We start from the raw sequence: 26,723 nt of genomic DNA on the forward strand, positions 1-26,723 counted from the left end.
GGGTAATGACCTAGCGATTGGTTATAATTCGATTTAATATCTGCATCTGTCGTAGTCGTCCATTTTTTTGAGGCAACTTCCACGGTTTATAACGTAAATCCTGACTACACTACTATTTTCCGATTATATTAAAAAAAAATCTACGTTAGAGCACAGTATTACAATGGCAACCTAGCGGGATTGCCGCTTTCGCCGAGACTGCCACGTCTCGATTGGTTCGTGATCATCTTCTTCGATCAGTTCCAGCGCTTCTTCCACTCTTCTGGCTTTGAATAACAGGATTAATTCCATCAGGTCTTCCCGATCCAGTAGCTTCACTCCATTGACTGCTGCAAGCGTCCGACAGGCTTCGGTGTAACGGGCAGACGTCAATACAATGGACCGATCAGCTTCATAATAACGCATTGATGTATAGATCTCCTGCACTGCACTCAATCCTACGGGATGGTTCGCACCATATCGCTTCGCTTGTATCACACTTCGTCTGCCGAGTCTATCGACAAACACCAGATCTGCCCCAAAATCCCGGCTGCTCGTCGTCTTATGAACCTCGTCATACCCAAGTTCTTCAAATAAATGATAGAGATATAATTCAAACTCCGAACCATCCTCCATCTTGTCGATATCCTTTATCGTAATCTTCCGGGGGTTGGCTTCACTTCGAATCCGCTGCCCGCGCCCGATAACACGCCGGATAATCCAGGCAAGCAGCAACAATACGATGATACATCCAATGACCCATAGGGTCATATTTTCACTCCAATTCATAGCTGTTCTCCTTGTTCATTTCCTATGTTCTATCCAACATCTTACGCAGATATGGCTTGTCACCGCACTAAATATATCAGACTTCCACCTTCATCGAAAGAAGATGAAATCCCTGTAACCGTTACACTTCACCAAACAAAGATGATACGCAATACGAATGATAAAAGGTTACAGTACGTTCGGTTGAATTCAACTTGACATCAATGGTAAAATTCAACAATCGGTTCTGTTTTGAACCGAAGAAGAAAGGTGGTTTATCACTTGCATACATTGACCAAACACAAGTCCAAAACATGGGCTGCCCTCATTCTTAGCGGCATGCTCCTCTTCACCATGAATACAACGAGTTACGCCGCTGCCTCCACCGAATCCATGCCCAAACCCGCGTGGACGTCATCTTCCCTGATGTTGTCTGAGGCCAATACGGAGAAAGATGTGCTGATCAAGGGAATCCATGCCGTGCCATCCAAAAACCTTGTATATGTACATGCCTCCCAGCCTGTGACCAAAACAAGTAGCAAAACAACGCTGGACTGGCAACTGGATTCCCTTCAGGCATTCGATGCTACAACTGGACAATTGAAGTGGAATACGATATTCCATGAGAAAAGTGGTCCTTACACCACCTACTCCGATTCGGTATATGCCAGCAACGGTACAGCTTATGTGTATATGGAATATTCGGACAAAACCAAAAAATTGTACTCATTCAATACATCTGGCAAGACCAACTGGGTCAAAACGGTGAATTCACCTGCAAGCATATCCCTACTGGATAACGATACGCTGATGGTTGCTTCAAGTCAGGGCGTGCAATCGAATGGTTCGGTTCGTTCAGCCATCTCGTTATATGACAAGAAGGGCAAGCTAATTACCGAAAAGACCATTAACGGCACCGTGCTTAAGGCTGATCATGGTCGAATTGTAGTGGATGCCAGCAAACAAACCAAGGTAGGCAACTTCTGGCAGCAAGCTGCGAATCCCAAAGTGGAGATCTATGATCGTACACTGAGTCGCCTGTCCTTCTACCAATTCCCTGCCAACGCAAATACACTCGGAGATGGCGGCGGTGAATCGCTGGCCATTCTCGAAGATGGTTCCATCCTTATGCGTGCTAACTTGGAGAGCACGGGTAACCGACTGATGGGCTTTGGCACCGATGGCAAGCTCGCTTGGGGACGTGCCATTGCTGGTGATGCCTACATCCAGACGGCTGGCAACGGCTATACGGTCCTCACAGGGCAGAAGCTGGAACTGTACACGATGAAAGGCAAAGTGACTGAGCGTACGTTCAAGGACGCACAACCTGCATTGATGCATGTCGACCAGACGCAGGATGGTCAGTACCAGCTTGATTTTGCCAAAACGGGATATATTCTTGATTCACTTACGCTGGAAGACGTGCATATCTACACGACCAGTGCCTCCGTTCCTTCATTAGAAGGTGTCTCTACTTATGTGGATGATGTCATCTATTCCATGAACGATGAGACATTGTCCAAATATGTACTGAAGTCCAATTCTGCAAAATAAATACTCCATTTAATAATAAGCCGGGAGAGTTCCATAAGGAGCTCTCCCGGCTTATTTCACGGACAGGATAGAATTATCCTATTTCCAATTTTCGTCTATAAATTCGTCCCGTCCGGATAACGCACGGTCTTCCTTATAATGTTTCTCGTTTTTCTTGTGGTAATCCTGATGATAGTCTTCAGCCGGATAGAATACGACGGCATCCCGAATTTCCGTAACAATTGGTTGAGTGAATCGTTCGCTCGCTGCCAGTTCCTGCTTTGACTGTTCGGCAAGCTCACGCTGACGTTCATTATGCACAAAGATCGCAGTACGATACTGTGTCCCCCGATCCTGGAACTGTCCTCCGTCATCCGTCGGATCAATCTGTGGCCAGTACAGCTCCAGTAGTCGTTCATAAGGGAATACATCCGGATCAAATGTAATCTCAACCACTTCGACATGACCGGTTTCTCCGGTTTTGACCTGCTCATATGTTGGATTCTCGACGTGACCGCCCGCATAACCCGATACAATACCATGAATGCCCGGTTGTTCTTCAAATGGTGTAACCATACACCAGAAACATCCGCCGGCGAATGTAGCTTTTTCCATTCCGTTCATCCTCTCTTATCTAAACTACCTTTTACACTTACCACTCCGATGACAGAACAACCTTCCGATCGCTGTTATCCCCAGATTTTTTATATTTGGCTTTACAAGGAGAAAATCTGGTGATAAAGGCGAACGCTCCGCTTCTTCAGGTTATTTCTGTCCTCTACGTTCTCGTGTAAATGTTTAGTCCAATTTATATAGATAGCTAATATGCATATCTTCATATATTCTAAAACAACAAGAGGTTGATTGAAAGCCATCGTTATGGCTCTCAATCAACCTCTTCATTGGTAATTCATTTAGCTGACAACTAATTCAATAAGTTATCTTGAATCGGTTACCCGCGACTACGTCCCATCGAACGGAAGATCAAGCTTACGATGGCTACAAGAACGATCGCACCGATCAATGCAGGTACAATGTGGAATCCGCCCATCTCAGGACCCATATCGCCCAAGATTACTCCACCTAACCATCCACCGATGAAACCAGCAATGATGTTACCAATAACACCACCTGGAATGTCACGACCAACGATCAAACCTGCCAACCAACCAATGATACCACCGATAATTAATGACCATAACCAACCCATATCATTCACCTCTAATTAAAGTTTTTGTTGTTGTCTGTCTACTATTAACCGCTACAGAAGCATTTAAACAATTGGCATGAAAATTTTTGCATATTACCATTTGTTCCAATACATCTTTCTCTGTAAAACAGGCCTTAGCCCGGTATGGAAACAGATCGCGTCACTTTCCGGCATCTCACCAGCTCAGGGCTGCGTTATGTACCTCCCGAAAGTCATTGTATGTTACAGCAGACAAGGTTAGTATCACCAATCGAGGTAGGATTATTTATAAAATTTCGTCATATTATCGATTGAATTGGTTAGATCTGATCAATAAAATCCTGCACGTCCCTTACCCGGCTGCGCCAGCCAAGTGTGTTTGTGGCTCTTGTCCAGCTCGCCACGCATCGACTGAATGACTTTCACAATATCTGTCTGTCCATTCTGATGCCATTCCAGCGCAGCGCTGACATACAATTCACCCAGCTGCGCAAGAGAGAACGTGTCGGTCAGACGAGCAGCCTCAACTGTACCTTCTTCACCAGCAAATACGGTGAAGCCCCGTTGCCGCAAATATTGCAGACGCAGCGCTTCATCTGGCAACGGAATCTCGTAAGCCCGGTCGAACCGTCCAGCACGGTTCATCAGGCCCGGATCTATTTTCTCCGGATAATTCGTTGTCCCGATCAGGAAAATACCTTCTTTCGACGTAGCGCCATCCAGTGTATTCAGGAAAAAGGAACGGACTTCATCCGGCATCGAATCGATGTCCTCAATGATCAACACCATCGGTGCCAGCCGTTTGGCAGCCTCGAACACTTCACGCACCGATTCACTGTTGGTATACTCCGTAATCTGCCAATACGCAGCCGGTCCCGGAATACTTCCAGCAATGGATTTCACCAATGTGGTCTTGCCGTTTCCAGGATGCCCATACAATAAAATGCCTCGTTTGTAAGGGATATCGTAATCTCTGTAAAAGGAACGATCCGCTTCGAAGAACTGATCCAGCGAACGGAAGATATCCTGCTTGATCTGTGCCGAAAGAACAACATCCTCTCTTCCCACAGATCGAGTAATGGATTCAACATGACGATCGCTGCCATTCCGAGCATCGGTATATACCGTCACTTTTTTCATATTTTGCTGACGTTCCCGCTCTCGGACACTACCCAGAAACTGCTTCATCTCCTCATCACCGATGGCAAAGACAAAGTCTTCACTGTAGATCCCGTTTTCCCGGAAAAATGGAACCCGCACAAGTGCTACGCCCCATTTCGGATAGGCAAATACGTTGTTGCGAATGGAGTAATGCACACCATAAGTCGGCACATCGCCATCGTCGTCGTAATGCAAGGTCTGAAGCTCCAGATCCTCGAATATGCGGGCTACCAATTCCACTTCGTCACTGCCATTTTGCAAATCTTCCCGGAGTAACTCCCAGTATTCATTGTTCGGGTCAGAACTCGCATAAAGCTTGTATTCAACCCCATAGCGCTGATGGAGCGCCTCACTGATTCCACGAATCAGCCTTGAATAGATGGCGTACCCTTCCACTCGAATTCGGGTATCATGCTGTTCATCATAGGTATAAATCGCCTGCGTTGGATCCGTTTGTTGTTCGTTTATTGTCATTATTTCGCTCCCTTTACCGCTACAAGCGGTATACATTTGGCTACAACCTGAGCCAGGCCTGCGCCAGTAACACTGTCTATAATTTCATCTACATTTTTATAAGCCTGAGGTGATTCATCAATAATGGATTCAAGTGAGCGTTGGTTTACCACGATCTCATCTTCTGTACCCACGCCTAGTGCCGTAGCAAAATCTTCCACGGAAACCAATCGTTTCGTTGCTGTCCGCGAACGGATCCGACCCGCACCATGACATATTGAATAATAATTATCAGCACCCTGTGGCTGACCCACCATGATATATGAAGCAGTTCCCATGGAACCGGGAATAAGCGCTGGATGTCCTGTTGCCAGGTATGGCTTTGGATTGTCCGGGTTACCTGCCGGCAACGCACGTGTCGCACCTTTACGATGCACAAAAACGGAACCTTGGTCTGCATGTGATTCCTCCCAGGCATAGTTGTGCATCAAGTCGTATAATGTACGGAATTCACATTTGGAGCCAAACACATCCCGGAATGCTTCGCGAATAGCATACGCAATCAGGTGACGATTGACAACAGCGTAATTCAATGCTGAATACATCATGTTTACATAATGACGACCTTCCGCATGTTCCAGCGGAGCAAAGACCAGTCTCGGATCGGATGTACCCAGGTTAAGCCGCTGCATGACTTTGGCAATTGCTGACGAACTCATCTGACTGACATAACCACCCCATGCACGAGAGCCGGAATGGATCATAACTACGACCTGTCCATCGTACAATCCCCAGGCTTCGGCGATTTCACGATTCTCTTCAGCGATCTCAATCGCCTGGATCTCGGCAAAATGATTCCCTCCACCCAGTGTGCCGAGCTGACGATGCGAACGATGCCACGTCATATCAGGAACATGATTTAACACATCCTCATCGTAACTGAACTTGCTGCTTTCCACATGTGTCATCGAGGTTGATTTTTTCGGTGTGTAGCTGTCTGGAATATACTTTTTGGGTAAACCATGCAGCCCTTTACGAACGACATGCTCCAGTCTGATATCCGAGTAATGACCTCGCTGGTTCGCCTCCATCGGCAATACTTTCTCAATAGCCTTGACGAGTTTGCGGCGGAGCTTGATGTCTTTCAATTCGTCCTTATGCAGGTTCGTCATATGCACTCGCATGCCACAGCCAATGTCACTGCCCACAATGGAAGGAGATACGTATCCGCTCTGTGCATCCCACACGGCTGTCGTTCCAATGCAGGTGCCTACACCGACATGCACGTCTGGTGTGTAACTCATATAAGAAATTCCCGGAATCTGCAGATTATTGTTCGCCATCTCGAACACCTTGTAATCGAGCGAGGAGAAGAGCTGTTGCGCCGCATATACGGTTAGGTCGCCTGCAGGCAATTTCACTTCGTGCCGATAAGCACCTGCGAATTCGTTTGGATTGGTAAATAAATTAAATTTTGTATTCATAAAAGTGTATTATTCCTTCCTGTACGTTCAGCAAATTCGGTTTGCCGATTCATCTGTGTAAAATATAAATAAAAAAAGCCATAGGCTAATCGCCCATGACTTCTACTAATGACAATAACGGAGAACAGAACAGCATGAACATGCTGTGTGTCTGTCATCCATCGCTATAATATAAGCGAAGAACGCATATCGATTATAAGCTGCTAAACGATATGCCTATCCCCTATGTCGACCGTATGAGGCCAATGAGACGATGAGCCGGATATGCAATTGTGTCTACGTTGCGCCCTGTTTGATTCAAATCATAACCAAGCATCATGTCTCTCGGCCTCCCTTCGTTAATGTTAGTCTTATATTAAGGGGACTCGATTTCATGTGTCAACCCTTTTCTTGGAAATTGGTCTATGATGCAGATGACATATGTAAACAAAAACAGGAGACTGTCCTAGGACAGCCTCCTGTTTTTCTAATAATAATGATGTTGTTAGCGTAACATGATTATTACAGTCCTGCTTGTTTTTCCAACTCTTCAACCGGATTCTCGTCTTCTTTATCAGGAGCTTTGGAAGACAGGAACCAACCACATACCGCAATGGTGATCAGTACAATATAAAATCCGAATTTCCAAATTTTATTTTCCGGGAAATGCTCATCCAGAACACCCAATGAAGGGTGTGCGAGTGTAATAACTGCCAGCTTAACCCCTACCCAACCTACGATGACAAAAGCCGCAACTTCAAGCCCTGGACGGGAATGAAGCAATTTCACAAAGTATGTGGCTGCAAAACGCATGATCACAAGCCCGATGAATCCACCGAGGAAGATAACGATAAACTGTCCACCGTCAAGTCCGCCAATTGGAGGCAATCCACTTGGTGGCAACGCCACGGCCAAAGCAACGGCAGCCAAAATGGAATCGACTGCAAATGCGATATCTGCTACTTCGACCTTGAAAACGGTCATCCAGAAACCAGATTGTTTTTTCGGTTTCTTAGGCGTTGAATCAGCTGCTTCATCTGTCTTATTTCGACTACCCAGTATCTTTTTAACGATGTGGTTAATCGAGATATACAGGAGATACAGGGCACCGATCGCTTGTACTTGCCATACATCGACGAGGAAAGAGATCAGGAACAACGAACCTAAACGGAAAACAAATGCACCCATCAGACCATAGAACAACGCTTTTTTGCGCTTATCTTCAGGTAAGTGTTTAACCATAATTGCGAGTACCAATGCATTATCAGCTGCAAGTAGTCCTTCAAGAACTACTAAGACGGCCAGCACCCACCCATATTCCAATAATAATGAAACTTCCAACATTGACTCCTCCTTAATATCCTTATGATGTACAAAAAAAAGGACCTTTACCATCGCTGGTAAGGTCCTTTTATATCCACAAAAAGAGACCTTTACCGAGCATGAAAACTTGGTAAAGGTCTCGCTAACAACAAAATTGCTGCCAATAAAGCCGGGGATATGATCCCGAATTGACGACTTTACTGTAAAAGCTACTCCCCTTTAACAGGAATATGTAGTTTTAGTTGAAACAGGTTGTTTAACCTATACCCATAATATTTCATAACGTTAAATAAAGTCAAGCTTTATTTAGTTGACGGTATAACTTACGAAATACAACAACATCGTAGATCATGTTCCCCAGCGGAATAAAGGAAACGAAGAATAGAGCAATTGGACGGCGCAGACGCCACTTCTGTGAAGTATACAAACTCACCATAAATAACAAGTGCATTAAAAACAAAAAACCATATAAATTTCCAAACCATGTGACAGCCTGCGGCATAATCCCGGCATCTCTCAATGGAAAAGCAACAAACAGCAGCAATACGTACGAAATGCCCTGCAACCACAACATTAGCCGGAAGCGCCCCAGCATAGAATGTAACATCATTTTCCTCCTGCTTCTATACATGTAACGAACTCAATAGTTCCCGTACAGTATATCACAAAAGCCGAATATTTCTGCTTCAATCCAAACAGCAGATTATTCCTGCACGCACATATGGGTGGTTCACCGGCCTGTTCGCAGGAGCCAAATGCTGCTGCTGCTCATAGGATATATGACGAAGATTGTTACCGATGTCGGACAAGGAGGAGCCTGTTAATGAAAATAGCTATGGTTGCACCCGAGAAATTGCCTTTGCCCGGAAACGGTTCAGTGGAAATATGCATCCTAGGGATTGCTCGCGAACTTGCACATCGTCATCAGGTGACCATCATAAGTCGTCAAATGGCAGGTCTCGCCACCACGGAGCTAATCGACGGGATCACCATTCAGCGTGTCCCTGCATCAAGTCCTCTTGGGTACACCAAAGCAGCAATACGTTTGTTATCCAAGCAAGCTTATGATGTGATTCAAGTGGATAACAGGCCCCGCAGCATGGCTGCCATTAAACGCGCTTTCCCTCGCACCCCGGTTGTACTCTACCTCCACTCGTTAACATTCGCGCAACCTGGGCCTTCCAGACTTGCATTGATGAAAAAAGCCGATTGGATTGCCGTCAACAGTCAATCCTTGCGACAAAAGCTAGGTCGCCGATTTCCGCTCGTAAAACGCCGGATGAGTGTTGTTCCACTCGGTGCAGATTTAAGCCGCTTCAGGCCTGTTGAGTCCAGTGAAGAACAGCTTCGCCTGCGTACACAATTTGGAATAACTAAACCATTCTCTATTCTGTATGTCGGCCGGCTCATCCCTGGCAAAGGTGTAGACATATTAATACGTGCGACTGCCCTTCTTCAGCAAGAGATGCCTGTTCAACTGGTTGTTGCAGGCAAAGGTCCTCCGTATTATATGCGCAGACTTCGCGATCTTGCTCGAAAACAAAAAGTCCATATATCCTTCAGAGGTCAGATAAACCATGAATATATCGACCAGTTGTACCGGGCAGTCGATTGTCTGGTCTGTCCTTCTCAAGAACATGAAGCCTTTGGGCTGGTTAATGTTGAAGCGATGGCTTCAGGATTACCCGTCATTGCCTCTGATAACGGAGGTATTCGTGAAATTATTGAATCAGGTAGCAATGGATACCTTGTCACCTCTTATAAACGTCCACAACGTTTCGCTTCTTGCCTGAACAAACTTGCAAGCAATCCGGCTTCTGCCGAATTGTTAGGGAAGACTGGCCGAGATAGTGCCATGGCACATTTTAGTTGGGCTAGAACAGCCATACATCTGGAAGCCACCTATACCAGGCTCATCCGAGAATGAGCCTCCTTCAGTTTTTAATAATCAAATTGGCCCATAAGAAAGACACTCTTTAGGATGATTAAGCTTTTTCGCGAGATTGCCATCCGGTAAAAAAAGAATCCATTTGCGGAACAGGAATGTGGCTCATCTCAATTAACTCCATAATAACCATATCTCTCATCATGAAGCGCACTTTGGCACACGTTAGTTGATGAAAAACATCATAGAATGCCGTCCCGGTCCAACAACCATGCGGTACAACAAGCGGATCATTAACGATATAACCTACAGCGCCAATCGGGGGAATAACAACCTTAATCGCTTGACGGTCCAAACGATTATCTGGATCTTTGACGAGATACACGGTGTCCCCCACATGTAAAGCTTGCACTCCATGGAAATACTCCATCCCATACATAGCTGCGAATAATTTGGTGTTCATATCACCTGCTCCTTTTCCTGTATTTCTCCATTATGAAAATTTCACAAAGATACTTCGTTGTCATAATGCTTCAACCACTCCACAAGTTGCCTGCGTATCTCTCTACGAAACTCACGAGGTTCAAGTACCTCTGCCTCGGGTCCGAATTGATATAACCATTTCAAAAATTCTCGGCTGCTATTCAGTGTCACTTCAAATAACAATCCCCCATCCGACATATCCGTCATTCGCGGGCGAACAAACATTTCTTCTTCTTTTATGTAGGGGGCTATTTTCTCAGAGAATCTTACCTTGAAATGGATATTCTCGTCGCCACGGTCAATGGACCATGTGTTCTTCATGTACTGGGTTATGTTGAACTCACCCTTGTCGAATCCGGCATGTGTTCTTGTCACATCCAGAAAGCGGCTAATTCGAAACAATCGAACCTTTTGCAGCAAATGACAGTATCCGATCAAATAAAAACGTTGATCACGAGGAATGAGATAATAAGGATCGATATCCCGGACGGTAATCTCATTTCTTGTCAGCGTATGATATTGAGTACGAATCGTTTGCTGGCTAAGGATCGCTTCAATGATGGGAATCAGCAAATTGGGATCTTTTCCTTCCTCACGATAAGCTGGCGTGCCCATTCGAATAATTCCCGCAATATTCTCTACAATGTCACTGTTTCTTGATTTTAATTTGGTATGAGCCGACATGACCTTGTCAAAAGCTGAATCAAATTCAGCAGGCAACTTGGAGGTATCAACTACGGATGGAAGCATGGAGAAGACCATCGCTTCCTGTTCAGTAAAGTCTAACGGATACATCGCAAACTCACCAATGAATCGGTATCCCTTGCCGTATCCTTCGTTCATAATCGGGGCGACCCTGTCCAAAATCCGGAGATCACGATATATCGTGCGTACAGTTGTACCGCATTTCAGCGCCAACTCCTTGGCGGAAATTCCGGGATTTGCTTGTATAGCCTGAAGTATACGCAGCAGACGAATTAATTTCTCTGTCATGTAGTTTCTCCCCTTCGATATTTTATCGGCAAGGAAAACTAGTTCCTTTAGTACAGAACTAAATCTTTAGTCCCAATATTATTTTCGCACTTTCACCGTTTGTATATAGTTCAATTGCACTCTTACCCCCTTTTAATATACATTCTCTTACTTGCTTGCGTAAAATATTAACCCAAAAGGCCTTCTACCTAAGCCTGAAAGCCTATACAATTTTCTAAAAATAATACAAAAAAAGCCCTGATCTCTACAAAGAGACAAGGCTTTTCTCAGAATTACTGGTTATTCAACTGTAATAATTGATCCATCACATTCACCATATGCTCACAAAGTTCAGGAATATCTCCCATCTGGTCCTCATTCACACTGCGGTCAAAATATACGTGAGCCGTGACATTAAACGTACTAGGCTGTTCATCAAAGATATATAGGATGTTCTGGCACACCCTCTGCTCAGGCCAGCTCTGCTGCAATATCGAACGAATAGCCGGACACTGCGTCTCAGGCTCCTTCACAATCATGCCAAACCGAAGTTCCAGACGGCAACCCGGATGTGCACCAGGCGTCTCCAGAATCTCAGCTGCAAGCTCCTCAAGGGAACTGCTGAGCACGACCTCGCCTGTTACTTCCAAGCAATCCCTGAGACAGAATTGTAACATGAACTCTCTGGACATTACCGCCATCTCCAGCCGATCTTTACGCCCCGTAATCTGAATACGCTCATCCAGGTTATCCATATCATAGAGATGATTCTCAAACCCGACTTTCAGATTGTCATACACCGTTGGATCAAACATTGAAATAAACCCACTTTCTTATCCTTTAACATGTATTGTAGTACATTCTCATTTTTCATGCGACCTTCGAAACCTCTTGTTCTGGACATAAAAAAAGCCCAGTCCTTAGGACTGGGCTTTGGTTAAGCACGGGATCTGGCGAGATCCCTGCGCTTGGTTTATTCTTCGGTAGCTTTTTCTTCAGCTGCCGGTTCCGCTTCCTCAGCAGAAGCTGTTGGCTCTTCCTCAGCCGCTTGTGGCGGCATGACGGACGCGATGATGGATTCAGGTGATGTTACGAGTGTCAAACCTTTATCCAGTTTGATATCCGCAGCAGTCAAGCGATCACCAATGTCCAATCCGCTCACATCAACCTCAATAGAAGTTGGCAGATCCGCAGGCAATCCTTCTACTTCCAATTGTGTTTCTTGTGTCTGGAATACACCGCCAGCTTTCGAACCAGCTGCTGTACCCTGGAAGTCGATCGATACACTTACGCTGATCGGCTTATTCTTGGAAATTTGCAGAAAGTCTACATGTAGCAAACGTCCGTTACGCTCTTGCTGATCTTTGATCAGCACCGGTACCGTTTTACCACCCTCAACATTCAGGTTGAACATTTCGGAGCGGCCTGTGCGTGCCACTTTCAACATTTCTTTTTCATCTACATGTATGGAGGCACCTTCTTGTCCCGGGCCGTATACGACAGCGGGAACTCGTCCACCTTGTCTTAACAGGCGCAGTGCTGCACCTTTCTTTTCAGTTCTTGGCGTTGCTGTAAGTTGAGCCATTTTTCCGTTGGATTTCATGATTGAACATCCTCCTTCAAGGGATCACTACATTATATTTGTTGGAAAGCGCTAAGGCTTCTCTCGTAGACCATAATGGTCTTTTTTCTTTGGCCGAATCGTGGGCCATATCTATATTTACCCCAATGATAGAGGATCTCAAACACGAAACAGGACATTTCTTTATATTTTGCCAAGCTATGCTACGCATAATCAGACCAAAAAAGCAGTCGGAATCTCTTCCAACTGCTGGTTTATCAAGGTTTTGACGAACTACGTTCGACGTTATAAATAAAAGAAACTATGCGCTATCACGATCCTCCGTTTTTTCACTTTCGCGAATGATCTGCATCTCATCTGATCCGCTACGGACAATAATGTGTACATCCCCGTCTTCAGGTACAATGTCCACGTAACGGTCTCCGCACGTATCTTTAGCCTCCCATTCGTTCAATCGAATGATCAATCCCAGGTGATGCAGACCCGGAGCTACGCGGAAACGGGCTTCAGCAGCATTGCCGATTTGTTCCATTCGTACCGCTCCGTCTTCCATACCGGTGCCCCATACCCAGACATCCCAACCTTCATAATGCTGGTCTTCACGTTCGTATCGAAGCGTGACGGTTCGCGAAATCTGTTTATGAATCGTTACGCCAAGCGTTGCCCGGATGCCTCCAGCTTCAGCTATAATATGGGTTACTCCAGGTGTCATCGCACGTACGATCCCTGCTGTACTCACCGCTGCAAGTTCTGGATGAGAAGAGCTCCAGCGTATATTCGAATCCTGAAGCGGCTGACCAAATTGATCAAGCACCAAGGCACGGAAGCGACTGATTCGAGTCATGTACATGACAGGTTCGCCCACAATTTCGATTCGTTCCGCATGACGATAATCCACCTGTAACATACAGCTTGCCGTTATGTCCCCACAGTGGACTGTAATCGAAGCTTCCCCCCGTTCCAGCGCTTCGATTGTTCCATCAGGTTCTATCCGAATAATATCCGGCTCAGAAGAAGTCCACGTAACCGGGGCGTTCTCTACCACATTGCCGATGCTGTCCCGTACAATCGCTCGCAGTTGAGTGGTCTCCTTTGGACTATATACCTGGCGAGGAAAACTAATCTCCACCGTTGATGGTTCAGCGCCTCCAGCATGCTCTATGTCATACAAAACCATCAATGACCACCGTTCTACCTGAACAGTGCCACGAACGGTTTCGATCAGATCTGTGCCTGCCTGATGATCATTGACCACGACATGCCAGTCACCTTCCCCCAGATCCACATGCTGCTGATGTTCCGTTCCGTTATAAATGACCATAATCTGATTCCAGGTATCCTGATTCGCACCATCCTGGAGAATAAAAGCAACCACATTGCCGTCGCCACGAATCACACGAAGGTGATTCCGTACCTGATCAGCATCAATCATACGAAAAGCAGGATGTGTACGCCGCAGATGAATAAGACCACGGTAGTAGTCAAATACCGGTCTGAACCGCGATTTATTGGCCCACGTGATCGTGTTCACCGCATCCCCGCTCCGATAACTGTTATGATCACCGGCTTTGGAACGGAGCATCTCATCCCCTGCATGCAGAAACGGAATGCCCTGAGAGGTAAGCAGAATACCGGAAGACAGCAACGAACGACGAACCATCTCATGATCCATTACATCATCCGTATCGACATATCGATACGGATCTGCTGCTTTGACAGCCGACTCAGCACTTCCGCCACCCACGGGCTGTCCGTCCTTCCATACGGGAAAACCTAATTCGTGTCTAAGGTTCATTGTTGTCGCTATTTTATCCCATAAATTGAGATTGTCATGGGCAGTTACATAATTGACGGTTTCCACAGGTGAAGATGTAAAATCATCCAGCGCTCCTGCTAATCCCCTAATAAGCTCATATTCCTGCCCTCCGGCACCCGTGACAAACCCTCTGCCACTGCCATCACTATCGCCCTTGATTGCGCTGCGAAAATGATCGTTAAATACGGCAAATCCCTGACCTCGCTGGGTTCCTTTTAACGTTTTGCGGTCCAATGGTGAGTCTCCACCCGTCCAGGGTTCCCCATAGATCAGAAACGCCGGATCGATCTGTTCCCGTAGTTCGCGCGTTAATTCATTCATCGTTTCCGTATCAATCAGGGCCATGAGGTCAAATCGAAATCCGTCCACATGATATTCTTCTGCCCAATATCGGAGAGAATCCAAAATATATTTTCGCACCATGGGACGTTCAGTCGCCAATTCATTGCCTACACCAGAACCATTACTGAGGGTGCCATCCTCCCGATAACGGTAATAATAGCCTGGTACAATCCGTTCAAAAGGTCCCTCTTCCACGCTATACGTATGGTTATAGACAACATCAAGTACAACGCGAATGCCATGTCTGTGCAACGATTGAACGAGGGATTTGAACTCTCGGATGCGAACTGCCGGATCACGTGGATCTGTCGCATACGAACCTTCGGGAACGTTATAATGCTGAGGATCATATCCCCAGTTGTATGGTGCTCTGACATTTGAACCCACATCCGCCGTAGCGAGTTCGTTGACCGTCTGATAATCCGCTACAGGCATTAGATGCACATGAGTGACGCCCAGTTCGGCAAGATGATCTATCCCAATACTATTGCCCGCTCTGTCGGTGAGTCCGGATGCCGTGAATGCCAAATATTTTCCCTTATACGGAATATCTGCATGGGGATCCGAGGAAAAATCACGGACATGCAACTCATATAACACGGCATCGACAGGACGCAGAAACGCAGGTTTGACATCCAGGTCCCAATCGACCGGATTGGTGGTCTCAGGATCGATAATGGCTGTTCGTTGCCCATTAGCTGTTACCGCTCTGGCATACGGATCAGCAACCACTTCAATCCGCTGATCATCATGGAAGATTCGGTACATATAAAAATGTCCTGCCCAATCGCCGTTAAGCTCCAGACTCCATATTCCATCCGCATCGCGCGTCAGAGTATGTTCCTGCCCACCTTCATGATCTTGTACTTTGCCACTATCGTTGTAATGACCTTCATCTTCAAAAACCAATATATAAACCTGTTGTGCCGTAGGTGCCCACAATTTAAAAGTACTTGCTGCACGAGTATATGTTAAGCCAAGATCGTTGCCATCGTAACGAAAAGAAGTCCATTCCGGCATCGTTCCCACCGCCTTTATATCCATTAATTTCGTGTTGTCCCGATGTTACGGAGTGGGACGTTTTTTGTCAACCCGGGGTTGTCTGTACTAACATATCGGTTCAAATCGAGTATTCAATTAGCAATCGCTTTCAAAATATAGATATGTAAACAAGCGCCATAGATTGACAGCATTTGTACCTGTCCCGACAAAAAAAGTTCAAACTATATAAGAATAATTGCAGATTGAACGTGCTTTGAACGAAAACTGTACTTACACTCGGTATTAAACAGGCGAATTTTAGTATAGTTTTCAAGCATGATGAGATCCTCCTGCGACCAAACCAATGGTCTGTAACTCAACACAAAATCCCCCTTTCTGGACGGAAAGAGGGAATTGTTTTTATGTTGTACTAAATTACTGTTGGACATCTTGGACGTGCCCTTGTGAGCACTCGCCTATAGCTGGCTCGCTTCATTTCTTGGCAACCATTGTAGCGATCAGGACTTCGAATACATCACCGTTATAGATAAAGCATTCACAGTCACCTGTCCATCCTGTACGGTACGTATCACCTCGATGCCTGCTTGTCCTTTTTCTACAACCAAATTCCATGTCCCTGTGGGAACAGAGACGGTACGGGGTTCTTTTGCAGCATTATAGATGACAACAATGCGTTCCCATGAATCGCTAACGGCCGCGCCTTCCAATTCATAGGCTAGTATACCATTACCTTTTTCTATTTGACGAACATGCTTCTCGATCTCTTCCCGTGTACGAAGTCGAAAAGCTGGATGCTCTCGCCGAAGACGGATCAGCCCACGATAATAGTCAAACACCGGCTTGAACTGTCGCTTTTGCTCCCAATGAATGGCATTGACTACGTCCCCACTCTGATGGCTGTTGGCATCCCCATATTTGCTGCGAAGCAGCTCATCTCCAGCCGCGATCAGGGGGACACCCTGGGAGGTTAGCACGATACCATTGGCAAGCAGACAACGCCTAACCGTCTCATTCTCCAGAATGTGATCCGGATCAATCTGCAGGTAAGGCTTGGCCTTCTCTACAGCCTCTTCCACACTTTGGCATCCCCGGATACTTCCATCCTCATCATAGGTGAGGAAATTCAAGGTATCATGGAGTCCTTGTGTACGTGCGACTTTGTCCCACAGGTTCAGATTATCATGCACCGTTACATAGTTAATGGTCTCGGATGGACCATCCGCAAAATCATCGATTGCTCCCCGTACGCCTGTCCATAATTCACCTTCTTTCCCGTCCGCACCCGTTGCAAAACCTGTTCCCGTTCCATCGCTGTCTCCCTTGATCACACCGCGGAAATTATCGTTAAACACGGCGAAACCAGCTCCGCGCTGCGCTCCTTTTAGAGTCATATCATCCCCAAGCGGTGAATCCAGTGCACCCCATGGTTCACCATACAGCAATATGGATGGGGATACTTCTGCGTGTAACTCCGCTGCAAGCTTTTTCATCGTAGTGGTGTCGATCAGGCCCATCAGGTCAAATCGAAAACCATCCACATGATACTCCTCTGCCCAGTATCGCACCGAATCGATAATGAACTTGCGTACCATGGCGCGTTCGGTAGCCACCTCATTGCCTGTACCTGAACCATTGCTATACGTCCCATCGGCATTTTGGCGATAGTAGTAACCTGGTACCAGTTTTTCAAACGAGCTGCCTGCCGTATCAAACGTATGATTATATACGACATCCATAATGACACCTATTCCCTTGTTATGAAGGGCAAGCACCATGGACTTGAACTCACGAATTCGTGTCTCCGGATCATCCGCGCGTGAGGCATAGGAACCTTCCGGGACATTGTAATGAAGTGGATCATACCCCCAGTTATAGTTGGAGGCATCAGACGCATCACCATCCACCCTGGATTCATCCACCGTCGCAAAATCAAATACGGGTAGCAGATGCACATGGGTGATCCCGAGTTCAACCAAATGGTCAATCCCTAGTGTGTTGCCCTCCGAATCATGCAGACCTGTCTCGGTAAAAGCCAAGTATTTGCCTTTATTCGTTATGCCAGATGATGAGTGAATGGAGAAATCACGCACATGTAACTCGTATAAGACTGCATCTACAGGACTTATCAATTCCGGGCGAATATCCTCATTCCATCCAATCGGATGCGTCTGCTCTAGTTTTAAAATTACACCCATTTCTCCATTCATAGTCACCGCTCGTGCGTATGGATCTACAGCAGTAGTTGAGTGTCCATCTTCGAAAGTAGGCTTGTACATGTAACGGTAGCTACTTAAATCGCCCTCCAGTTCGAGAATCCAGACGCCTTGTTCTTTCTTTTGCATGGGTAAGACCTGCTGTTTGCGTTGATTGGGCTCTTCCTCCGGGTTTCCACCTGTCAAAGGTGGGTACAGAAGTAGTTCCATCTGAACGGATAACGGTGACCAGACTTTGAAGCGACAGGCTTGTGCTTCTAATGTGACACCCAGATCTCTTCCTTCGTATGTATCTTCTGAAATCAACAGTTCCTGCTTATCCTCTTCAATCATATGTGTGGTTCCCCTCTCGTTGAGAAAATTAATGAATATGGATGGAACGAATGCTCCTTACCCTTTATACCCGTTCTGCTGCCCAACCATAATCCAAATTACACAAAAGAAGACAAACGTCATGTAGATTCACATTACGCCTGCCTTCTCTAGGGGTACAACAATGTCTAATTAATGCGGTACTTGGGATTGGAAATCATTACGGCTGGATTGATCGGCGTGGTACAAAACCACGTCCCCGTCATGCATCGGCCAGCTTCTACCCTGACCATCTACCGGGCTGTTATCGAAACCCTCCATCTGCCATTGATTCATCAACGGAGCATAAATATATTGCAGGTGTGGTGCATTCGTATTGCCGCTGCGCAAAGTTTCGATATTGAAATTAACCACGATGTAACCGTCCCTCAGAAATACCATTGCCTTCTCATCCAACTGATTTTGTCTGGCGAGCGATTCGAGATCGGTTCCTTTGGGCACTGCATATACATCCGCTGGTAAGCTATATTCCCCATACCAGCGCTGAATCGCTGCATTTGCCCGATCCACATTAACACCAGATGGAATATCTGTTTTGGGGCCAATGAGTGTACGGATCTGTGAAGGAAGAATCATCCAGTCATAACGGCCTACCCACGTTTTCTGATGAGAGGTTTGATCCACAAAACGAACCATATGTTCCGCCATTGTACCCTGATTGCGTTCCTCCTCTGACAGTTCATAAGTATACTGGTAGCGCGCTGTATCACCTAACTCCGTACCGGGTACATTCCGCAACCGTGAGTTAAGGACAACAAAGCGTTTTTCTAAATCCTGTGCCGATCCGATACGAATGAGTCGTTCCTGTCCTCGATGATAGTATAAATCCACTTCTTGCCGGATGGCGCCATCTTTACTCACAAAAGAGAACGTCGGTGTAATTCGAATACCATCCTGTTTCCCAAACATATTGCCCTTGGTTTTCAGATCAAACTTAAAATGGTACCCCGTCTTCACCGCTGCATTTCGGAACCCCTGTACGGGATGACTGCCGGGACGAATAGGCAGTACATAGGGAGCAAGGTTACCTCGGGGATCTCCGTCAATACCGTTTCTTCCAGCCCAGTAGCTCACACCCGTCGGTTCCGGGCTGCCCATCCGCTTGCGGAACACATTCTCCCAGTTGTAATCTGAAATATCGGTGATGTGAAAATCATATAATCGTCCGATAACCTCTACAGCAACGGTATCTGCTGCCACATGATGGGTCAGATTTGTGTTCGCATCCTGTTGTTCCGTAAAGTTGGCAGGTGCATTTTCGGCGATATTACGGAACTCAATCTGGTAATTCCCTTCATCTACCCACACCGGGAGATAAAAAGGAGTGTCCAACTGATTTACCGGAATATCCACCCATGTCAGGGCCGGGATAAACTGACTTCTGGCACCGTTATAGACATCGAATGGGAAACGAACCTGTTTGATCCGAAAATATTTTGCATAATCACGGTTTCCATAACCAGGGTAACTTGCTGCATCCAAATGTTGACCTGAGGTGGGTATCCTTACTAGGAATGGGCGCTCTAGAATAAGTGCAGCCCTGGTCGGATCAGGCGTGGTCTTCTGGTTATGCGGCTGATCATCTGACACCCAGGCATAGTTCACAACCGGAGTATGTACCGTCACCGAGTTGATACCCAGAATGGGAAACCTCTGATCCTGCCCTCCGTTAATATTGCCAGGCAGCAGCCCATACGTAATCTCACCCGTGGACGGCTGGTTAGCTTTGTTGATCAATGTATTCTTGATCGTCAGCCGGTTCTGGTACAGAACATCATCTCCAATCATGCCAGGCTGTGGGATCGTTCCAGGTCTTGGAGCTGTTTTCTCCACCGGAGCAGGGTCCATAATCGTCTCTCCATTAAAGGTTACCTTGTCATTATTGACAGTGTTCTCCCTAACCTCTGCTTCAGCCTTGGATTGAAACAATGACGTTTCATTTGGCGTAGGCGGTTCAGTTGAACCCCCCGGAACCCCTTCGGTGCCAAGATCAATCTCTCGGCATGATGCAGGTTTCACATGATTGGTAACCGCAGGATCCATAGCCGATTGCAAAGTCGGTGGAGTATATGCATTGGGCGTCAGGGTCACGGTATCACCACCATATCCACCTAGCGCATAGTTAGATACCTTGGCCTCATTTAACTTGTATACCTCCAGGTTATCGATCTGCCAATAGCTATATGTCCGTGTTACTCGCATAGCCTTATCACCAGGAACATCAAGTTCTCTGGGCTCAGGAGGAGTTCCCGGATCCCCCTCACCACTAGAGGGTCTTCCCGGAATCGTCCAGGTTTTATGATAAACCTTCTTCACATTCACGGTATAAGTCACCGTTCCGGTCATGTTGACCCAACGGTGCTGGAACAGATATCCCTTAGCCAACACATTGGCATAGAGATCTTCTGAAGTTGGAATACCACGGGTGACATCAAACTTCTCAGCTCCCCGGTCATCTGCCTTCAGCACACCTCGAACAGACGGATCCATGACCGCTGCTTCAATAACCGTACCTCTACTAGGCGGGCTGATGGTTACAGGGCAAGCGTTCACAGGGTCGCCCCCCGGATCACTACCATTACCGCCTTCTCCATTATCTGTGCAGTCCTTCACCTCAAGCACCTGAGTCCCTTGTTCATCCAGGTGCTGAGCAGAATCAAGAAAATGAGCTTTGATAGTGGTGCTACCCACGATCCCTTTCGTCGTGATTTTTCCATCTGCGCCGATCGTTGCCACAGCCGGATTCGAGCTCTGCCACGTCAATTTGGGATGAGCCGTCAGTTTATGAACAGAGCGATCCGGTTTGGTTAGAACGGCTTCTGCCTGGAGAGGTGTTGTATTCGCTTTGCAAGCATTCGGCAGATTCACCACGAGTCCTGGCTCAGACGTCACGGTAATGGTGGCTGTATCCGAGATAAGGTATGTACCATTGTTCCAGATTGCACGCACAGTGACCGTGCCTGGACTCTCGGCCTTTAACATCCCTGTTTTCAATTCAATGCTCGCAATCGTCTCGTCAGAAGAAAACCATTTAATCTCTGCTTCCCTGCGGGAAACGTCGATGCCCTCACCAAAGGCTGTCGCACCATAACCCTTCGTCTTCACCAAGGCCTCCATCTGCTGGGTTTGCCCTATGGTAAGGGTTGAATCTGGGGTTACATCGATTTCTTTTTCTTCGTGAATCTTACCTTCCCAGAAGATGCTAACAGGGGTGTGGTACACCATCTTATATTTGGGTTTATTGCCTGGCCTAGTCCCATAAGGTTCCCTTTCAAAGAACTCAAACCCCTTGCCTGTATATGTTCTAAGATCCGCATTTTTTTCACTTGTAACTCTTGGACTACCTATTCCTTCATAACTATTTACCTGCTGATATTTTACACCATCAGGGTCGTTCTTTAACTTAATATCAGTTACCATTTCCTTATCAATTCCTATACCTCTATATGGCTTCCAACTTAGTGGCGGCCATCTACTCATATCAACATTATCAGGAATTTCTGTTTTTACAGGGTATGCATCATAATCAGTTCCTCCGTTATCCACATCTTTGTGTGTGCCTTGATATTCTGCCCTAAATTCTCCTGAATCAAGTTGATACCAGTAAACTCCCGGTGTTCCTTGAGTTGGGTTTGCATCGACTGTTACCGCTGGCCCTTTCATGGATTTAGGACCATATTGTGCTTCTACGGCATTAGCTTTAGGAGTATCATATGTGCAGTAATAGAGTGGTATCATCATAAATATAATTACTAAGACTTTATATAAACTGTTTAAACAATATAATAGATAACGTTTAATATTAAATTTAAACACCACCAAAAGTTCTATTGATAGATTTGAACTTCTTTACCAGCATCATTCTTCAACATATATCCGCCTTTCACAGGATCCAGAGTATGTGATGACCAAAACTTAGTAGGCACTCCTTGCTTCAACATCGCATTTGAATCGTCTGGTAAAGTAATAAACCCTTTTTCTTTCAAATAGCTCACATTAAATAATCGTTGAATTGGAATAGCTATATTATCATTCGCTCTAGCAATAGTTAAAAGATTTGACTTATCAAGTTTTGAAGTAAACATTATCTCAGCGTAGGTAGAGAAGCGGCCTACTTGTGCCCTAGTCAAGTTGTTTGGATCTACAAATAACTTGGCGTACAGTCCCTTGGGCTTCCCCCCTCGAGTATCCACTACTATAAATCTATGGTACCTTACGACCCCCACATTATTTTTCAACGTGTACTCTGTGTTAACTATATCTCCGAAGTTTCCCTTGATATATTTGTAATTTGTTATCGTCGTCAGATTCGTCCCCGTCGTGCCGACCTCTCTCATTTCATTCAGGTCACTATACTTCCCGGCATCCGTGCCCTCCACGTCCATATAACGCAGCAAAATGGCTGACACTTCTGCACGAGTGGTGGAATCCGCAGGTTTTAATGTGCCATCCTGAAATCCACCGACAATGCCTGTCCCACGAACAAGGGCAAGATACGGAATTTGTTCGGCACGAATGGTGCCCCGGTTCACTTCCGGTGTGGGAAGCAGCGTATTTTTTGTATCGTTAAAAGCATCCTGGAAGCTGGCTCCGGACTTGATCAGTCCATTGGCAATCCATTTCATCATCTCGTATCGCGTCAGCTCCGCATTCGGATTGAACCCTTTGGCGTAATCGCCAGCGTTAATGAATCCTTGTCCGACAAGCTGGCTAACCGCTGCTTCAGACCAATGACCTTTGAGATCGGCAAAGGGATTCTGCCCCTCTACCTTCTCCAGTCCAGTCGCACGGGCAAGTATGGTCGCATATTCCCCACGCGTGATTTTGCCATTGGGACGAAATGTTCCATCTTGATAACCAGAGATCAAATTCTTTTCATAAGCTTTGGCAATCGTCGCTTGGGCCCAATGGCCTTTAATATCCTTGAACTTGCTAAGGGCGGTGTCACTTGTTCCAGATGCAGCTATCGCTGTTGAGGTCAGATGTACGGGTCCAACGTTCAATAGAGTTCCTGCCAATACAGCTGTCGTTAACAACCCTACGATCCACACATTCCGTTTTTTCTTCTTCTCATGTCCTTCGATCTGCTTCTTCAATCTACTCACGCTCCTATGTACCTTAGTATGGGGGTGCTTTGCTTAGTCAACCTAGTTACTTCTCTTCACAACCAAAACCTAAATTTGCCATAATAATCAATATTCTACCATGTTGAACTAGGCTTTTGGTATTATTTTTCGTCCATCCCCATCACTTCAAGGCGTGCACCACTCCTTCCATAGACCTACTTCATTCGCTTAAAAAACAAAAAAAGGCCATGAATCCGCAGATTCATAGCCTTATGCTTTAAGGGTGTGTGGTCTTTCTTATAATATTGGAAAATGAACTCACTCATAGAATAAACCATATCATTCCATTTGATCAACCCTTTTTTATTCCATTGAGCTTTATTTTCCGTTTAACTCCTTATAGGATGCTTCGAGTTCAGTGATCAATTGATCACCACCAGCTTTTCTCCAGCTCGCGATTTCCTGCTCCCAACCAGCATCATCGATTTTCCCCATAATGTACTTGGTCTGCGCATCCCAGATCATCTGATCCAGCTCCTGACCACGCTCAGTATAGATCGCCGAAGACAAGGTGAGTGCCGGATTGGCTATGGCATACTGCTCATTCTCACGCGCCATCTTCGTTCCTTTCATGCCAATCGGAACATCGACTAGTTCAGGCACGTTATAGCCTTCTATGCTTAACAGATTATCCCGATATGGCTTCACTTCACGCTGATAAGCGTCAAAATCCTTGAGTTCGGTTTTCCCATCAGCAGTCTTGGTGTAGTGCACATCGAGCAACCCACGGAGCTGCAACGCGCTCAATTCCTCATCCATCAACTGATCCAGGAACGTGAGAACCTGCTTCAATTGTTCCTCATCCGTTACGGACGCCTTCGGGATCACCAGCATTCCATAGTTTCCTGGCTCCCCGGCGATTCGAATACCATCGGTTCCCTGGAATGGAGCCACATCAATCTCCCCATCCGGAGCATTAGGCGTAAGCCGTTGCTGAGAGGACTTTCCGTTCTGAGCCACACCATTCAGCTTCATGCCAACCAAGCCCGAATCCATTTTTTTGTCCGCATCGGAAGGGTCAAGGGCAGGGAAGTCACTATTAATTAATCCCTCGCTGAACAGTCGCTTGAAGAGCTTCATCGTATCCACATATTCGGTGGTCAGGAACTCCGGAGTCAATTTCCCGGCATCGTCCACACCCCATTTGTTAACGCCGCCAATACTTACAGCGATCCGTGTCAGCGGGGAAGAGACACCCTCATTATACTTTTTGAAAAGCAGTGCACCGTACGTATCTTCCTTGCCATTCCCGTCAGGGTCATCCTTACGAATAGAGCGCATCACTTCATACCAGTCATCCAGCGTTTTGGGTATATCCAGCTTCAACGTATCAAACCAGTCCTTGCGATATACGATCGCAGTCCGGCCAATATCCCGGAAGTTCGGAATACCGTAGACCTTGCCTTCAATTTTAATATTGTTAAAATAAGCCTCGGATTGGGCAGACAGGTTTTTATAATCCTTCAAGTAAGGCCCCAGTTCCCAGAACAGTCCCGTTTTGGCGGCATTAAACGTTGTCGGCACATAATTCACACGCATAATGGTTGGCATCTCGCCTGAAGCAACCATAACGTTCACTTTATCATCAAAAGCAGACTGCGGAATCCACTGTACATTGACATCCGTATTCGTATATTCCTCAATCTTCTGTTCAATCCCGTTCTCCTTGGCCGGTATATCACCAACCTGCATTAAAGAGATGGAAATGGGAAGTTTACCTTCCCCTGCAGCAGGCGTTTTCTCTCCCCCGCAACCTGCAAGCAGCCCAGCGGACATTGCACCAATTACAACGATTCCGCCTAAACGGGACATTGGACCTTTTGGACTCATGAACCATCTCTCCTTTTGGATAGCCAAATTGTTCAGCGATCTTAACTCATTTCACTCAAACCAAGCATGTATGCGCTATCATAAATGATCTGAAGAAAAGAACCAGCATTACGCCAGTTCAATCTCCACCCCTGCCAAAATGAACGGAGCGACCGATTTCGGATCATTGATCCGAATGGATTCAGTCACATAATACTCGTATGACCCGTCACGATACGGGCTTCCTCCGAGACCTGCTCCGCCGTTACACTGCGTCAAGGACAGCACGCCTTCACGATCCGTTTGCAACAAATGCTGCAGCAGACCCTGATACCCTTTTTCAGCAACTGCTTTGAACTTGCCACTCAGATATCCTTTACGCACACCCTTGGCCAATGCATAGACAAACATCGAGGTACCTGAAGCCTCGAGATAGTTCCGCTCACGTCCCGGTTGATCCAGCAGATGTGGCCATAGTCCGGTCTGTTGGTCCTGTACATGAACAAGTGCATTTGCTACCCGTTCCAAGATACCCACAATCTGTCCGCGCTGCGGATGATCTACCGGCAGGTAATCCAATGTATCCACAACCGCCATCACATACCAGCCCATCGCCCGGCTCCAGACATGTGGAGAACATCCCGTCTCCCCCGAACTCCAGCGCTGCTCTTTGCTCTCATCCCAAGCGTGGTACAAGAGACCGCTACGCGGATCACGTGTACGTTGCTCCACCAGCAAGAGCTGCAATGCAGCCTTGTCAAACCACTTCTCTTCCCCTGTCACTGCGCCATACTGAGTCAGATACGGAGTAGCCATGTACAATCCATCCAGCCACATCTGGAAAGGGTAAATCTTTTTGTGCCAGAATCCGCCTTCACTTGTATGTGGCTGTCCTTTGAGCTGAGTCATAAGCAACTCCGCAGCTTTGCGGTACTTATCTTCTCCCGTTTTTTCGTGCAACAGGAACAACGATTTCCCCTGGTTGATCTGATCCAGATTATATTCCTCGATCGTATAGGAGCGAATCGACCCATCTTCCTGCACGAAATGATCCATCAGCTCACGGATGTAGTCAAAATACTTTTGCTCCCCCGTGTGCGTATACAGCTCCTCCAGCGCTTTCAGCAGACAGCCGTTCTCATAATGCCATTTGGGGTACAGCTCATGATTGCGATAACTTTCCATGAACTGCTGTGCCATGCGCACGGATGTGAATTGCAATGTTTCCTTCATGATCAAGCCTCCGCTTCCG

Annotated in this window: 19 protein-coding genes; 2 read left to right on the top strand and 17 right to left on the bottom strand. The window is 46.4% G+C overall.

Annotation, left to right across the window (positions count from 1 at the left end; genetic code table 11):
- Positions 1-171: 171 nt before the first annotated feature.
- Positions 172-768, bottom strand: coding sequence for a restriction endonuclease (locus PAHA3_RS17350; RefSeq protein ID WP_062835820.1), 597 nt, complete (start codon positions 766-768; stop codon positions 172-174).
- Between the two features lie 261 nt (positions 769-1,029).
- On the opposite strand from PAHA3_RS17350, the gene PAHA3_RS17355 reads away from it, so the two are divergent.
- The gene (locus tag PAHA3_RS17355; RefSeq protein WP_062835821.1) at positions 1,030-2,301 is read left to right on the top strand and encodes a PQQ-binding-like beta-propeller repeat protein; all 1,272 of its coding nucleotides are present in this window, start codon (positions 1,030-1,032) and stop codon (positions 2,299-2,301) included.
- A 78-nt stretch (positions 2,302-2,379) separates the two neighbouring features.
- Here PAHA3_RS17355 and msrA read toward each other — a convergent pair whose 3' ends face one another.
- From msrA to PAHA3_RS17385, 6 genes are all read right to left on the bottom strand, one after another.
- Complete coding sequence (msrA, locus tag PAHA3_RS17360) at positions 2,380-2,895, bottom strand: peptide-methionine (S)-S-oxide reductase MsrA (protein ID WP_062835822.1); 516 nt, start codon at positions 2,893-2,895, stop codon at positions 2,380-2,382.
- A 337-nt stretch (positions 2,896-3,232) separates the two neighbouring features.
- Complete coding sequence (locus PAHA3_RS17365; protein WP_062835823.1) at positions 3,233-3,490, bottom strand: GlsB/YeaQ/YmgE family stress response membrane protein; 258 nt, start codon at positions 3,488-3,490, stop codon at positions 3,233-3,235.
- A 309-nt stretch (positions 3,491-3,799) separates the two neighbouring features.
- Positions 3,800-5,104, bottom strand: coding sequence for an AAA family ATPase (locus tag PAHA3_RS17370; RefSeq protein ID WP_062835824.1), 1,305 nt, complete (start codon positions 5,102-5,104; stop codon positions 3,800-3,802).
- Positions 5,104-6,567 carry an RtcB family protein gene (locus tag PAHA3_RS17375; protein ID WP_062835825.1) on the bottom strand — a complete coding sequence of 488 codons (1,464 nt, stop codon included), beginning with the start codon at positions 6,565-6,567 and terminating at the stop codon, positions 5,104-5,106. The genes PAHA3_RS17370 and PAHA3_RS17375 overlap by 1 nt, the downstream gene beginning before the upstream one ends.
- A 501-nt stretch (positions 6,568-7,068) precedes the next feature.
- Complete coding sequence (locus PAHA3_RS17380; RefSeq protein WP_062836156.1) at positions 7,069-7,887, bottom strand: TerC family protein; 819 nt, start codon at positions 7,885-7,887, stop codon at positions 7,069-7,071.
- 277 nt (positions 7,888-8,164) lie between these two features.
- Positions 8,165-8,476, bottom strand: a complete 312-nt coding sequence (locus tag PAHA3_RS17385; protein WP_062835826.1) for a DUF3817 domain-containing protein — start codon at positions 8,474-8,476, stop codon at positions 8,165-8,167.
- Positions 8,477-8,692: 216 nt separating this feature from the next.
- Here PAHA3_RS17385 and PAHA3_RS17390 point away from each other — a divergent pair, with 216 nt between their 5' ends.
- Positions 8,693-9,796, top strand: coding sequence for a glycosyltransferase family 4 protein (locus tag PAHA3_RS17390; RefSeq protein ID WP_062835827.1), 1,104 nt, complete (start codon positions 8,693-8,695; stop codon positions 9,794-9,796).
- Between the two features lie 58 nt (positions 9,797-9,854).
- Here PAHA3_RS17390 and PAHA3_RS17395 read toward each other — a convergent pair whose 3' ends face one another.
- The 10 genes from PAHA3_RS17395 to PAHA3_RS17440 all read right to left on the bottom strand — a co-directional run bounded on the left by PAHA3_RS17395 (position 9,855) and on the right by PAHA3_RS17440 (position 26,704).
- A complete protein-coding gene (locus tag PAHA3_RS17395) occupies positions 9,855-10,217 on the bottom strand; it encodes an HIRAN domain-containing protein (protein WP_062835828.1) in 363 nt (120 codons plus the stop codon).
- Positions 10,218-10,258: 41 nt separating this feature from the next.
- On the bottom strand, positions 10,259-11,230 hold the full coding sequence (locus tag PAHA3_RS17400; protein ID WP_062835829.1) for a helix-turn-helix transcriptional regulator: 972 nt from the start codon (positions 11,228-11,230) through the stop codon (positions 10,259-10,261).
- A 272-nt stretch (positions 11,231-11,502) separates the two neighbouring features.
- On the bottom strand, positions 11,503-12,024 hold the full coding sequence (locus PAHA3_RS17405) for a hypothetical protein (RefSeq protein WP_062835830.1): 522 nt from the start codon (positions 12,022-12,024) through the stop codon (positions 11,503-11,505).
- A gap of 158 nt (positions 12,025-12,182) precedes the next feature.
- Positions 12,183-12,812: a 50S ribosomal protein L25 gene (locus tag PAHA3_RS17410; protein ID WP_062835831.1), complete on the bottom strand. Its 630-nt coding sequence runs from the start codon at positions 12,810-12,812 to the stop codon at positions 12,183-12,185.
- Between the two features lie 280 nt (positions 12,813-13,092).
- Entirely contained in the window at positions 13,093-15,969 is a 2,877-nt protein-coding gene (gene pulA, locus PAHA3_RS17415) for a type I pullulanase (RefSeq protein WP_062835832.1), read from the bottom strand.
- A 479-nt stretch (positions 15,970-16,448) separates the two neighbouring features.
- On the bottom strand, positions 16,449-18,497 hold the full coding sequence (pulA, locus tag PAHA3_RS17420; RefSeq protein WP_062835833.1) for a type I pullulanase: 2,049 nt from the start codon (positions 18,495-18,497) through the stop codon (positions 16,449-16,451).
- 171 nt (positions 18,498-18,668) lie between these two features.
- Positions 18,669-22,277 carry a DUF5704 domain-containing protein gene (locus PAHA3_RS17425; protein ID WP_082762841.1) on the bottom strand — a complete coding sequence of 1,203 codons (3,609 nt, stop codon included), beginning with the start codon at positions 22,275-22,277 and terminating at the stop codon, positions 18,669-18,671.
- Positions 22,278-22,363: 86 nt separating this feature from the next.
- On the bottom strand, positions 22,364-23,632 hold the full coding sequence (locus PAHA3_RS17430; protein ID WP_062835834.1) for an S-layer homology domain-containing protein: 1,269 nt from the start codon (positions 23,630-23,632) through the stop codon (positions 22,364-22,366).
- 348 nt (positions 23,633-23,980) lie between these two features.
- The gene (locus PAHA3_RS17435) at positions 23,981-25,492 is read right to left on the bottom strand and encodes an extracellular solute-binding protein (protein WP_062835835.1); all 1,512 of its coding nucleotides are present in this window, start codon (positions 25,490-25,492) and stop codon (positions 23,981-23,983) included.
- A 108-nt stretch (positions 25,493-25,600) separates the two neighbouring features.
- Positions 25,601-26,704 (bottom strand): glycoside hydrolase family 88/105 protein, encoded by a 1,104-nt coding sequence (locus PAHA3_RS17440; RefSeq protein ID WP_062835836.1) that lies wholly within the window; start codon positions 26,702-26,704, stop codon positions 25,601-25,603.
- Positions 26,705-26,723 lie beyond the last annotated feature (19 nt).

Source organism: Paenibacillus amylolyticus (genome assembly GCF_001570725.1).
GTDB classification, from domain to species: Bacteria; Bacillota; Bacilli; order Paenibacillales; family Paenibacillaceae; genus Paenibacillus; species Paenibacillus amylolyticus_A.

What these genes read in the sequence shown, in the direction of transcription:
- PAHA3_RS17375 (WP_062835825.1), bottom strand. Translation starts at nt 6,567, where the DNA reads ATGAATACAAAATTTAATTTATTTACCAATCCAAACGAATTCGCAGGT.
- PAHA3_RS17395 (WP_062835828.1), bottom strand. Translation starts at nt 10,217, where the DNA reads ATGAACACCAAATTATTCGCAGCTATGTATGGGATGGAGTATTTCCAT.
- PAHA3_RS17385 (WP_062835826.1), bottom strand. Translation starts at nt 8,476, where the DNA reads ATGTTACATTCTATGCTGGGGCGCTTCCGGCTAATGTTGTGGTTGCAG.
- pulA (WP_062835833.1), bottom strand. Translation starts at nt 18,497, where the DNA reads ATGATTGAAGAGGATAAGCAGGAACTGTTGATTTCAGAAGATACATAC.
- PAHA3_RS17350 (WP_062835820.1), bottom strand. Translation starts at nt 768, where the DNA reads ATGAATTGGAGTGAAAATATGACCCTATGGGTCATTGGATGTATCATC.
- PAHA3_RS17440 (WP_062835836.1), bottom strand. Translation starts at nt 26,704, where the DNA reads ATGAAGGAAACATTGCAATTCACATCCGTGCGCATGGCACAGCAGTTC.
- msrA (WP_062835822.1), bottom strand. Translation starts at nt 2,895, where the DNA reads ATGGAAAAAGCTACATTCGCCGGCGGATGTTTCTGGTGTATGGTTACA.
- PAHA3_RS17435 (WP_062835835.1), bottom strand. Translation starts at nt 25,492, where the DNA reads ATGAGTCCAAAAGGTCCAATGTCCCGTTTAGGCGGAATCGTTGTAATT.
- PAHA3_RS17425 (WP_082762841.1), bottom strand. Translation starts at nt 22,277, where the DNA reads ATGATGATACCACTCTATTACTGCACATATGATACTCCTAAAGCTAAT.
- PAHA3_RS17390 (WP_062835827.1), top strand. Translation starts at nt 8,693, where the DNA reads ATGAAAATAGCTATGGTTGCACCCGAGAAATTGCCTTTGCCCGGAAAC.
- pulA (WP_062835832.1), bottom strand. Translation starts at nt 15,969, where the DNA reads ATGCCGGAATGGACTTCTTTTCGTTACGATGGCAACGATCTTGGCTTA.
- PAHA3_RS17370 (WP_062835824.1), bottom strand. Translation starts at nt 5,104, where the DNA reads ATGACAATAAACGAACAACAAACGGATCCAACGCAGGCGATTTATACC.
- PAHA3_RS17365 (WP_062835823.1), bottom strand. Translation starts at nt 3,490, where the DNA reads ATGGGTTGGTTATGGTCATTAATTATCGGTGGTATCATTGGTTGGTTG.
- PAHA3_RS17405 (WP_062835830.1), bottom strand. Translation starts at nt 12,024, where the DNA reads ATGTTTGATCCAACGGTGTATGACAATCTGAAAGTCGGGTTTGAGAAT.
- PAHA3_RS17410 (WP_062835831.1), bottom strand. Translation starts at nt 12,812, where the DNA reads ATGAAATCCAACGGAAAAATGGCTCAACTTACAGCAACGCCAAGAACT.
- PAHA3_RS17400 (WP_062835829.1), bottom strand. Translation starts at nt 11,230, where the DNA reads ATGACAGAGAAATTAATTCGTCTGCTGCGTATACTTCAGGCTATACAA.